The organism is Crossiella cryophila (assembly GCF_014204915.1).
In the GTDB taxonomy this organism is placed as follows: domain Bacteria; phylum Actinomycetota; class Actinomycetes; order Mycobacteriales; family Pseudonocardiaceae; genus Crossiella; species Crossiella cryophila.
In genome coordinates this window covers 7,834,266-7,846,399 of the sequence record NZ_JACHMH010000001.1, presented here as the reverse complement: position 1 = coordinate 7,846,399, position 12,134 = coordinate 7,834,266, and the positions used below count along the sequence as shown (strand labels likewise).

General features: G+C 70.3%; 9 protein-coding genes. 8 read left to right on the top strand and 1 reads right to left on the bottom strand.

What is annotated here, in order from left to right:
- Positions 1-8: 8 nt before the first annotated feature.
- From HNR67_RS33620 to HNR67_RS33585, 8 genes are read left to right on the top strand one after another with little or no spacing between them, the layout of a single operon-like run.
- Entirely contained in the window at positions 9-902 is an 894-nt protein-coding gene (locus HNR67_RS33620; RefSeq protein ID WP_185006468.1) for a carbohydrate ABC transporter permease, read from the top strand.
- An 8-nt stretch (positions 903-910) separates the two neighbouring features.
- Entirely contained in the window at positions 911-3,298 is a 2,388-nt protein-coding gene (locus tag HNR67_RS33615; protein ID WP_185006466.1) for a glycosyl hydrolase family 95 catalytic domain-containing protein, read from the top strand.
- A gap of 5 nt (positions 3,299-3,303) precedes the next feature.
- Complete coding sequence (locus HNR67_RS33610; protein ID WP_185006464.1) at positions 3,304-4,287, top strand: acetylxylan esterase; 984 nt, start codon at positions 3,304-3,306, stop codon at positions 4,285-4,287.
- Complete coding sequence (locus HNR67_RS33605; RefSeq protein WP_185006462.1) at positions 4,284-5,621, top strand: ABC transporter substrate-binding protein; 1,338 nt, start codon at positions 4,284-4,286, stop codon at positions 5,619-5,621. The genes HNR67_RS33610 and HNR67_RS33605 overlap by 4 nt, the downstream gene beginning before the upstream one ends.
- A 24-nt stretch (positions 5,622-5,645) precedes the next feature.
- A complete protein-coding gene (locus tag HNR67_RS33600) occupies positions 5,646-7,805 on the top strand; it encodes an alpha-galactosidase (RefSeq protein WP_185006461.1) in 2,160 nt (719 codons plus the stop codon).
- Between the two features lie 22 nt (positions 7,806-7,827).
- Positions 7,828-8,502, top strand: a complete 675-nt coding sequence (locus tag HNR67_RS33595; protein WP_221490141.1) for a GntR family transcriptional regulator — start codon at positions 7,828-7,830, stop codon at positions 8,500-8,502.
- A gap of 33 nt (positions 8,503-8,535) precedes the next feature.
- Positions 8,536-9,231, top strand: a complete 696-nt coding sequence (locus HNR67_RS33590; RefSeq protein ID WP_185006459.1) for a response regulator transcription factor — start codon at positions 8,536-8,538, stop codon at positions 9,229-9,231.
- Positions 9,224-11,026 carry an ATP-binding protein gene (locus tag HNR67_RS33585; RefSeq protein WP_185006457.1) on the top strand — a complete coding sequence of 601 codons (1,803 nt, stop codon included), beginning with the start codon at positions 9,224-9,226 and terminating at the stop codon, positions 11,024-11,026. Before HNR67_RS33590 ends, HNR67_RS33585 begins: the two co-directional genes overlap by 8 nt.
- Here HNR67_RS33585 and HNR67_RS33580 read toward each other — a convergent pair.
- Positions 10,959-12,083, bottom strand: coding sequence for a hypothetical protein (locus HNR67_RS33580; RefSeq protein WP_185006455.1), 1,125 nt, complete (start codon positions 12,081-12,083; stop codon positions 10,959-10,961). The two genes, HNR67_RS33585 and HNR67_RS33580, sit on opposite strands and share 68 nt — an antisense overlap.
- Positions 12,084-12,134 lie beyond the last annotated feature (51 nt).

Genomic DNA, 12,134 nt, shown 5'->3' with positions numbered 1-12,134 from the left:
GAGCAGACATGGCAACCAGCACGCGGAAACCGCTGTCGCCGGGTCGGATCCTGGCCTGGCTGTGCCTGATCGTGATCATGGCGGTGACGCTGTTCCCGTTCTACTGGATCCTGCGCACCGCGCTGTCCAACAACTTCGCGCTGCTCACCGACCCGTCCTCGCTGTTCCCGGTGGGCTTCACCTGGGGCGCGTTCAAGCGGGTGCTGGGATTGGCGAGCACCGCCGAGGCACTGGCCGAGGGTGGATCCGGTGCCTCGCTGAACACCGCGCTGTACCTGCGGAACTCCATCATCTACGCCACCACCCAGACCGTGCTGGTGGTGTTCTTCTCCGCCGCCGCGGCCTACGCCTTCGCCCGGCTGCGCTGGCGCGGCCGCAACCTGGTCTTCGGCGTGCTGCTGTGCTCGCTGATGGTGCCGGAGATCCTGACCCTGCTGCCCAACTTCGTGCTGGTGCGCGACCTCGGCCTGACCGACACCTTCGGCGGACTGGTGCTGCCCTACGGCATCTTCTCCGGCTTCACCCTGTTCTTCCTGCGGCAGTTCATGCTCGGCCTCAACCGGGAGATCGAGGAAGCGGCCACAGTGGACGGTGCCGGGCCGCTGCGGATCTTCTTCACCATCGTGCTGCCGATGTCCGCCGCGCCGATCGCCACCGTGTTCCTGCTCAACTTCATCAACACCTGGAACTACTTCATCTGGCCGCTGCTGGTCAGCAACAGCGAGGACACCCGTCCGCTGACCCTGGCACTGGCCGTGTTCAAGCAGTCCTCCCCACAGTCCGCTTTGGACTGGGCCGGGCTGATGGCGGCCACCCTGGTCGCCGCGCTGCCGATGTTCCTGCTGGTGCTCGCCTTCGGCAAGCGGATCGTCAACTCCATCGGCTTCACCGGCATCAAGTGAGCGAGCGGATGACCGACCTCGAACTGTTCTGGCCCGACCCGGCCGAGCACTGGAATCAGGCCCTGCCACTGGGCAACGGCCGCCTGGGCGCGATGGTCTTCGGCGGGATCGGCACCGCCCGGATCCAGCTCAACGACGCCACCGTGTGGTCCGGCACCCCCGGCGGACCGGCCGCCGCACTGGCCGACGTGCTGGCGGCCGGGGCCGGACCGGCGCGACTGGCCGAGGTGCGCACCGCACTGCTCGCCGGGGATCACCGGCTGGCCGAGAAACTGCTGATGACCTTCGAGGGACCGTACAGCCAGGAGTTCCTGCCCTTCGGCGACCTGCTGCTCACTCTGGATGGCGCGGGCGACTACCACGGCCGATACCTCAACCTGGACAACGGAATAATCCGCGAGAAGTCCACTGTGGACAATCGCAAGGTGCTGCGCGAGACCTGGGTCAGCCGACCCAGCGGCACCGTCACCGTCTCGCTCACCGTCACCGGTGGCGCCCTCGACGCCGGACTCGCCCTGTCCAGTCCACTCCGGACAGTCCTGAGTACCGCCGACCCAGGCGGGCTCGTGCTCGGCGTGGAGATCCCGGTCGACGGCGCACCCCTGCACGAACCCGAGGTCGCCGAACCCCTCCGCTACGCCGACGGCCCGGTCGACGGCTACGACCCCTTCGGCGTGCTCGCCCTGCGCCTGAACACCGACGGCGCGGTTTCCGCTGTGGACGGACGACTGGTGGTCACCGGCCTGACCCGGCTGCTGATCACCCTGGCCACCTCCACCAGCGCCGCCGACCACTGGACCGGCGCACCGGGACGAACCCGCCAGTCCCACATCGCCACCGCCACCGGCATCGCCGCCCGCGCCGCCCGGCGCGACCCCGCCGAACTGCGTGCCGAACACGAAGCCGACCTGCGCCCACTGCTCGCCGCCACCACCCTGCGCATCGGCGAGCAGCGTGGCGGCGTGGTCGATGTCGCCCGCGAGGTGTTGTCCGGCAACAACGAACAGCTCACCGCCACCGTGCTCTTCCAATGGGGCCGCTACCTGCTGGCAGCCGCCTCCCGGCCCGGCGGGGGACCACCGGCCAACCTCCAGGGCATCTGGAACACCGACCTGCGCCCGGCCTGGTCCTCGAACTACACCATCAACATCAACACCCAGATGAACTACTGGCCCGCCGAATCCACCGGACTCAGCGAGTGCCACGACCCGCTGTTCGACCTGCTGGACCGGCTTGCCGTCACCGGAACCGAGGTAGCCCGCGAACTGTACGGCGCCCGCGGCTGGGTCACCCACCACAACACCGACCCCTGGGGATACGCGCTGCCAGCCGGAATGGGGCACGGCAACCCGTCCTGGGCACTGTGGATGCTGGGCGGGGCCTGGCTGGTGCAGCACGCCTGGGACCGCTACGAGTACACAGTGGACGGTGACTTCCTGCGCGAGCGCGGCTGGCCACTGCTGCGTGGCTGCGCCGAGTTCTGCCTGGACTGGCTGGTCGAGAGCACCGACGGGCGCCTGGACACCCTGCCCGGCACCTCCCCGGAGAACCTCTTCCACGCCGCCGGCGGCAGCCCGGAATCCCTGACCCACAGCCCCACCATGGACGTCGCGCTGATCCGCGCGGTCCTCACCCGCTGCCTGGCCGCCGCCGAAGTCCTTGGTCTGCGCCAGGACCCGGTCTGCCTGGAGATCGACTCGGTGCTGCCCAGGCTGCGGCCGTTGCCGATCACCGCGGGCGGCTGGTTGGGCGAGTGGGCGCAGGACCTGCCCGAGGTCGATCCCCAGCACCGGCACATGTCCCAGATGGTCGCGGTGTTCCCGCTCAACCAGATCAACCCCGACGACACCCCCGAACTCGCCGAGGCCGCCCGCAATCTCCTTGACCGGCGCGGAAACGGCGCCATGGGCTGGTCCTGGGCCTGGAAGATCGCGCTGCGCGCCCGGCTCGGCGACGGCGAGACCGCCCGCGAGCTGTTCCTGGAAGCCAGCCGCCCCTTCACCGGCGACCCGCACCGCAACGCCCCGGTCGACGGCTCGGAATGGGGCGGCCTGCTGCCCAACCTGTTCAGCACGCACCCGCCGTTCCAGATCGACGGCAACTACGGCTTCACCGCCGCACTGGCCGAACTCGTGGTGCAGAGCCACGGTTCCGCCGTACACCTGCTGCCCGCGCTGCCACAAGCCTGGCCGGACGGCGCGGTCACCGGCCTGCGCTGCCGCGGCGGCCTCGCCGTCGACCTGACCTGGCAGGACGGACAACTCACCCAATGTGTGGTGCGCAGACTGTCCGGTGATCCGGACCGGCCGATCCGGGTGCGGCACCGGGACCGCACCACCGAGGTCCGCCTCGACGTGGGTGCCTCAGCCCGGCTCGACTCGCTCACGGTGCGGTGACCGGCATGATCACCGACCTCGACCGCCCGCGACTCCTGGCCTATCGCAGCGACTACACCGCACCCGCCGACTTCGACGCCTTCTGGCACAACACCTTGCGCGAAGCCCGCACCCACGACCTCGCCGTGCGCCTGGACCCGGTCGCCACCCACCTGCGTGCGGTCGAGGTCTTCGACCTGACCTTCGCCGGGTTCGGCGGCCACCCGATCCGTGGCTGGCTGCGCCTGCCCCGGCAGCGCACCGGCCGCCTGCCCGCGATCGTGCAGTTCCACGGCTACGGCAGCGGACGCGGTCACCCACTGGACGACCTGGTCTGGTCCGCCGCCGGATACGCGCACCTGATCATGGACGCCCGCGGTCAGGGCGGCGACCACGCCGGTGGCGCCACCGCCGACCCGGTGGGCAGCGCGCCGTCCTACCCCGGCTTCCTCACCAGGGGCATCGAGGACCCGCACGACTACCTCTACCGCCGGATCTTCACCGACGCGGTCCGCGCCGTGGACACCGTGCGGTCACTGGACTTCGTCGATCCGCGGCGGGTCGCGGTGGTCGGCAACAGCCAGGGCGGCGGCATCGCACTGGCCGCCGCCGGACTCGTGCCCGACCTCACCGCGCTGTTCGCCCAGGCCCCGTTCCTCACCGACATCCAGCGGGCCTTGCGCATCACCGGCACCGCGCCCTACCGCGAGATCACCGGCTACCTCGCCGCCCGCAGGCACAGTGCCGACCGGGTCTTCCGCACCCTCGGCTACTTCGACGGAATCGCTTTCGCGGCAAGGGCGAACGCCGCCGCCTGGTTTTCCACCGGACTGTGCGACGACATCTGCCCGCCTTCCACCGCCTTCGGCGCCTACCACGTCTACCGCGGCCCCAAACAGATCCAGGTCTGGGATCACAACGGCCACGAGGCGGGCGGACCGGAGGATCTCGCGATCGTGCTCGCTGGCTTCGACCCCCTGCTCCGACCGTCCACAATGGAGGAACAATGAGGTTTCGCGCCCTCGCGGCCGCCGCGCTCGCGGTCAGCGCCACCGCACTGGCGGGTTGCTCCGGCAACGCCGGCGCCGACGGCGACACCATCCAGTGGTGGACCTGGGACGACAAGCAGGCCGCCGCCTACCAGCAGTGCGTGCCCGGCTTCGAGGCCGCCAACCCCGGACTCAAGGTGAAGATCAGCCAGTACGCGGTGGAGGACTACTTCACCAAGATCACCGCCGGGTTCGTGGCCGGGAACGCCCCCGACGGCTTCCAGAACAGCGTGCAGTTCTTCCAGGCCTATGCCGCACAACACCAGTTGTTACCCCTGGACGACCTGATCAAGGCCGGTAACTTCGACCTCAAGAAGTTCTCCGTCGGCGTGGACTCGTGGAAGTTCACCGACGGCAAGCAGTACGCGCTGCCCCTGGACTGGGCCGCCACCGGGCTCTACTACAACACCGACCTGCTCACCAAGGCCGGTGTGGACCCCAAGGCGGTCAGCGACCTGGACTGGAACCCGGACAACGGCGGCTCCTTCGAGCGCCTGGTGGCCAAGCTCAGCGTGGACGGCAAGGGCGTGCGCGGCGACCAGCCCGGCTACGACAAGAACAACGTCGCCGTCTACGGCTTCGGCGCGCTGGCCGCCAAGGACTTCATCGGCCAGACCACCTGGAGCAGCTTCGTCTCCACCCTCGGCTGGCGGCAGGGCGACACCCAGTCCTGGCCCAGCACCTTCAACTACACCGACCCGCGCTTCACCAAGACCATGACCTGGGTGCGTTCCCTGGTCGACCGCGGCTTCGCGCCCAAACTCGGCGAGTTCAAGTCCGGCACCGAGACCGACCAGCTCGCCTCCGGCAAGGTCGCGATGAGCACCGGCGGCTCCTGGACCGCGGCCACCTTCGCCAAACTGCCTGGAATCAAGGTCGGCCTCGCGCCCACCGTGCTCGGCCCCGACCACAAGACCAGGGCGGTGCTGAGCAACTCCAACGGCAACGTCATCTGGGCGGGCACCAAGAAGGCCGAGGCGACCTGGAAGTGGCTCAGTCACATGGGTTCGCTGGAATGCCAGACCACCGCGGGCGCCGGCGGCAGTTTCTTCCCCTCCATCCCGGCCGCCATGGACGCCACCGCCAGGACCATGGCGTCCCAAGGCGTGGACCTGTCGGTGTTCACCGAGGCGATGAAGACCGGCGTGCTCTACCCCTCGGTCGTCTACGGCAACGGCGCGGCCATCCAGTCCGCTGTGGAACCCTTGTTCGAGGCGTACTTCGCAGGCACCCGGAACGAGGATGTGTTCGCGGAAATGGCGCAGAAGAGCAAGGATCTGCTGGCGAAGAAGTGATCGAGCTGCGGAGGAAGGGGCCCGATGCCCAGGTGTGACGGGGAGATCGTCCAGTTGCGTGCCGCCGGGGTCGGCGTGGTGGTGGACCTGAGCGGCGACGTCCCGGTGCTGCTGCACTGGGGCGCCGACCTCGGCGAGCTGACCGCTTCCGGACTGGCCGCGCTGGCGAGCACCGCGACGCCCGCCGTGCTCAACAACGCGCCGGACCTGCCGCGCACGCTCACCGTGTGGCCAACCGAGGCCGACGGCTGGTCCGGCACCCCCGCGCACCAGGGCCACCGGGCAGGCCGCCGCACCACCCCGCGGTTACGGCTCACCGAGGCACAACTCGACGGAACGTCGCTGGTCATGCGGCTGACCGACGAGGTCTCCGAACTGCACGTCGAGCTGCATTACCAGCTCGACGCGGCCGGTGTGCTCTCCGTGCGCAGCGTCCTTACCGACCGTTCGGTAGGGGAGCCGTACGACCTGGCCGGGGTGAGCACGCTGCTGCCGCTGCCCCGGCGGGCCGGTGAGCTGCTCGACTTCACCGGCAAGTGGTGCCGCGAACGCTCCCCGCAGCGCACCCCGCTCCACTACGGCAGCCACGTCCGTGAGGTCCGGCGCGGCAAGCCAGGGCACGACTCGCCGCACCTGCTGCTGGCCGGGACCCCTGGCTTCGACTTCGGCAGCGGGGAGGTGTGGGGCGTGCACGTGGCCTGGAGCGGCAACCAGCGCTACCTCGCCGAGCAGCTCCCCGAGGGCGCCGGGGCACACGCTTCGGTGCTCGGCGGTGGCGAGCTGCTGACCCCCGGCGAGGTCCGGTTGGGCGCCGGCGAGGTGTACGAAAGTCCAGAATGCCTGTTCATTTTTTCGAATGCGGGCCTGGACGGGATCGCGGAGCGTGTCCACACCCGGCTGCGTGCCCGGTCGACGCACCCGGCCAACCCGCGCCCGCTGGTGCTCAACACCTGGGAAGCCGTCTACTTCGACCACGACCTGGACCGGCTGCGCGGCCTGGCCGACGCCGCGGCCAAGGTCGGGGTGGAACGCCTGGTCCTGGACGACGGCTGGTTCGGCAGCCGCCGCAACGACACCCGCGGCCTCGGCGACTGGTACGTCTCCGACGAGATGTGGCCGCAGGGCCTCGGGCCGCTGGTCGAACACGTGCGCGGCCTCGGCCTGGAGTTCGGCCTGTGGGTCGAACCCGAGATGATCAACCTGGACTCCGACCTGGCCCGCGCGCACCCGGACTGGCTGCTCGGCCCCAGCGTCGGCCTCGGCGCACCCTCCCGGCACCAGTACGTGCTCAACATCGCCCACCCCGACGCCTACCGGCACATCCTGGGCAGGCTGGTCGCGCTGGTCGAGGAGTACCGGATCGACTACCTCAAGTGGGACCACAACCGCGAGCTGCACGAGGCCGTGCACCGCGACCCGGCAGGCGACCGACCGGCCGGTAGGGCGCAGACGCTGGCGCTGTACCGGATGCTGGACGAGCTGAAGGCCCGCTTCCCCGCCCTGGAGATCGAGAGCTGCGCGGGCGGCGGCGGCCGGGTGGACCTGGGCATCCTGGCCCGCACCGACCGGGTGTGGGGCTCGGACTGCAACGACCCGGTGGAACGCCAGCAGATCCAGCGCTGGACCACCCAGCTCATCCCGCCGGAGCTGATCGGCGCGCACGTCGGCGACCGGCACAGCCACACCACCGGCCGGGACACCGACGACTCCTTCCGCTTCGCCACCGCGCTGTTCGGGCACGCCGGCATCGAGGCCGATCTGACCAGGCTGTCCACCGAGCAGCTGGCCAAGTTCACCGCCTGGGCCGGGCTGTACCGCGAGTTCCGGCCGCTGCTGCACGGCGGCCGGGTCGTCCGCGCCGACCTGGCGGGCGAGGCCACCCTGCTGCACGGCGTGGTCGGCCCGGACTCCGCGCTGTTCTGCTGGGCCCGCCTGGCCAGCTCGGTGGAAGGCCAGTCCGGGCGGGTGCGCTTCCCCGGCCTCGACGCCACCGCCGACTACCAGGTGCGGATCCGCACCGAGCTGGGCCTACCGACCGGTCGGCAGGTAGCCGCGCCGGGGTGGATCACCGAAGCCCAGCGGGACTGGGTGCGGTTGCCCGGTGCGATCCTGACCACCGCCGGTGTGCCGTTGCCGACTTTGGACCCGCAACAGGCCATGCTGATCGAATTCCGGCGGGAGTGAAAACGTTCTAGGGGAGGGTGTCGTGTCGGACGGGGGCAGGCGGATGGCGGCCTTGCCGGGTCGCCAGGTGCTCGCGGACGGGGTGTACGAGCAGATCCGCGCGCTGATCATGAACCACGGCATCGAGCCGGGCGAGCGGGTCAACATCGACGAGGTGGCCCGTGAACTGGACGTCTCGGGCACCCCGGTGCGCGAGGCGCTGGCCAGGCTGGAGTCGGAGGGCCTGGTCAGCAGGCTGCCACTGCGCGGCTACCGCACCACCCCGCTGCTGACCCGCAAGGAGGTCGAGGACATGTACGGCCTCCGCCTGCTGCTCGAACCACCCAGCGCGGCCACCGCGGCGAAGGCCATGACCAAGGCCTTCGCCGCGGAGCTGACCGCCGAGCTGGCCAGCTGCCCGAGCGCGCCCACCGGCGACGGCTATGACGGGTACAAGCTGCTCTCCGCGCACGACACCCGGCTGCACCAGCTCATCCTGCGGGTGGCCGGGAACGCCGCGGTCGAGCAGGCGTTCAGCCGCACCCACTGTCACCTGCACTTCTTCCGGCTGTCCTACCAGCAGCCGGCGGGGGAGCAGACCATCGAGGAGCACCGGCTGATCGTGACCGCGCTGATCGAGGGCAAGGCGGTGGCCGCGCGCAAGGCGATGACCGAGCACCTGGAGATCGCCCGCGACCGGTTGCTGGCCCGGTTCTGACGGCCGGTCCGCCGCACTGTCCATAATGGGCTCGTGTGCGCCTACATCGTCGTGGCCGAGGACGACCCCAGGCAGGCCGAGCTGCTGACCTTCCAGCTCAGCCGGGAGGGCCACACCGTGCAGGTGGCCGAGGACGGCCACGCGGCGTTGCGCCTGGTCCGTGCCCGGCGGCCGGACCTGCTGGTGCTGGACCTGATGCTGCCCGAGGTCGAGGGCATCGAGGTGTGCCGGTCGCTGCGCGCGGAGTTCGACCTACCGGTGCTCATGCTCACCGCACGGTCCACAGAGGACGATCTGCTGCGCGGGTTCGCCGCCGGGGCCGATGACTACCTCACCAAGCCGTACAGCCCGCGGGAGCTGATGGCCAGGGTGCGCGCGTTGCTGTGGCGGGGCAGGCACACCGCGGCCGCGCCCGAGCCGCAGTACCGGGTGGGCGAGCTGGTGGTGGATCCGGTGCGGCACGAGGTGACCATGCGCGGGCAGCGGGTGGACTGCGCGGCCGCGGAGTTCCGGTTGCTGGCCGCGCTGGCCGCCGCGCCGGGCCGGGTGTTCGAGCGGCGGCAGTTGATCGAGCAGGTGTTCGGGCACGAGTTCGTCACCGAACGGGCCATCGACGTGCACATCATGAACCTGCGCAAGAAGATCGAGCGTTCGCCGCGCAACCCGGAGTACCTGCTCACCGTGTACGGGGTCGGGTACAAACTCGCCGAGCAGTCCGCCGATGCCTGAGTCGACCCGCTCGGTTCCGTTGCGGCACCGCATGTTCGTCCGGCTGCTGGCCGCCACCGTGCTGGTCGGCGCGTGCACGGTCGCGGTCACCGCCTGGCTGGCCGCGAACAGCACCAGCCGGGCCATCCGGGCCGAACAGGGCCAGACCCTGGCCGAGGACACCACCATCTACCAGTCCCTGCTGGGTTACGCGGCCACCCACCCGCGCTGGGACGAGGTCGGCTCGCTGGTCACCGGACTGGCCGGCGGCACCGGCAGGCGGATCGCGCTGACCACCAGGGACCGCACCGTCATCGTGGACTCCGCGCCCGGCACGCCGTTGCCTGCCAAGGCGGCGTCCACAGTGGACCCGATGGAACTCAACCCGGCACTGACCAGTGAGGGGGCCCTGGACGGCATCGACCCGCGCGCGGTGGGGCCGTTCCGGCTGAGCGCGGCCGAACGGGAGCACTCGGCGAACCGGGCCCGCGAGGTGGTGGACTGCCTGCGCCGCAACGGATCGCGCTCCGCGGTGGAGGTGCTCAACAACGACCGGTCGGTGGCGGCCAACTACTACACCGACACCGAGAACCCTTGTGGCGCGGCCGAACTGCGGGTGCCCAGCGCCACCGAGAAGACGGCGCTGGCCGAGTTGTCCGGCCGGGTGGAGGGCTGCCTGCGTGAGCGCGGGGCGCTGCCGGTGCGGCTGGAACTGGGTGAGGACGGCGAGATCGTCGTCCCGGAGGACCGCAACGACGAGGACGAACTGCTGACCTGCCTGGCCGAGAGCCGCAGGCACCAGCTGGTCACCTCCATCGCGCCGTCCGCGCTGCTGTTCGTGGCCGAACCGCCGGGGGCGGCCGGACTGACCGCGGCCGGGACCTGGCCGCTGGTGCTGGCCGGTGGCCTGGTGCTGCTGGTGATGGTCGGGGTCAGCGCCTACCTGGCCACCCGGTTGCTGCGCCCGGTGCACGCGCTGGCCGCCACCGCCGAACGCATGCGCGACGGCGACACCTCGGCGCGGGTGCAGGTCAAGGACGCCGGGGAGATCGGGCGCCTCTCCGTGGTGTTCAACGAGCTGTCCGCGCACCTGGAACAGGCCGAGCGGCAACGCCGGGACATGATCGGCGACATCTCGCACGAGCTGCGCAGCCCGCTCACCACCCTGCGCGGCTGGCTGGAGGCCGCCGCCGACGGGCAACGCCCGATGGAACCCGACCTGGTCAACGTGCTGCTCACGGAAACCCTGACCCTGCAACAACTCATCGACGACCTGCAGGACCTGGCACTGGCCGAATCGGGTCAGCTCCGGCTGCACCCGCAACGGCTGCCGGTGGCCGAGACCCTGCTCAGCGTGGCCATGGCCAACCAGGCCCAGGCCGCCGAACTGGGGCTGACGGTGGCCGTGGACGCGGCGGAAACCCTTACCGTGCAAGCGGATCCGGTGCGCCTGCGGCAGGCGGTGGCCAACCTGGTGAGCAACGCGTTGCGGCACACCGCACGCGGCGGGCGGGTCACGCTCTCCGCCCGATCCGATGGCTCCGACGTGCTGATCACGGTGGCGGACAACGGATCCGGCATCGACCCCGAGGAGTTGCCGCTGGTCTTCGACCGGTTCTGGCGGGCGGAGAAGTCCCGCAGCCGGCGCACCGGGGGCAGCGGACTCGGCCTGGTCATCGTGCGCAGACTGACCGAGGCCCAGGGCGGCGAGGTCACCGCGACCAGCACGCTGGGTCAGGGCTCGGCGTTCACCCTCCGGCTCCCCGCCGCGGCCAGCGGGTCAGGTACTTCTGCCGCTCCGCCAGCGACACCGTGATCTGACCCAGCAGCGGGTGGAAGAACGCGTCCCGGTACTTGCTGTCGCTGAACACCGCGGTGACGAAGTACAGCGCGGAGAACACCGCCAGGAACATCGAGGCCTGCACCAGTTCCTGGGACACCGGCAGCAACACGCCGAACAGCTTGCCGGTGGTCGGATCCTTGGTGACCCACATCTTGATCACCTCCGGCCGGATCGACATCGACCCCAGCAACAGGAAGAAACCGAACACCAGCAGTCCGAACACCGCCGCCTGCAACGCCTGGGCCAGCGCGAGCACCGTCACCAGGTTCGCGTTCTCCCTGCGCAGCAACGGAATCCGCTCCGGACCCGATTCGGCGGCCTGCTCCTTCAGCTCGTCCTGGGCGACCGCGAGCAGGTACAGCAGGCCGACCACGATGAACAGGCTCATCACGCCCCACAGCATCGGCCGCGGCAGGTGCGAGGTGATCTGCCAGACCTCGGCGTTGAAGAAGAAGAACGTGACGAACAACAGCAGCAGCGGCAACGCCCGGCTGGCCAGCAAACCCAGTACCCGCAACTGCCGCAGCGCCACCCGCAGCGCCCACACGAACACCGCGCCCGCGCCCGCCGCGGTCAGCAGGATCAGGCCGAGCACCCAGCCCAGCCCGGTGAAGATGTTCGGCCAGTACCAGTCCTCGACATCCAGCAGGTGATCGACCACCGGCACCCCGACCACCTCGGCCAGGCACAGCGCCAGCACCAGTACGGTGGTGCCCGCGGTGGCCTCCCGGTCCTGGGACCAGCGCAGCACCTGCCAGGCCACGACCACCGGCAACAGGTAGACCAGGAGGAAGTTGCCGTAGTAGAGCAGCTCGAAGAACAGGTCGGCCATGAACACCCCGAACTGCTCGTCGGTGTCCGGCACCAGCGCGTTGAACTCGGTCAGCATCAGGTCGTAGACCAGCAGCGCGGCCACCGCGGGCGCGGCCCGCAGCAGGATCTCGGCCAGCCCGTCCCGCCCGTGCACCAGCCACGGCAGACCCTGCGCCCGGAACCACCGTTCCGCCTGCCGCCGCTCCTGATCCAGCATCTACCGCACTCCGTTTCCCGCAGAACTCCGGCTCATCGTGAGTCAAGCGAG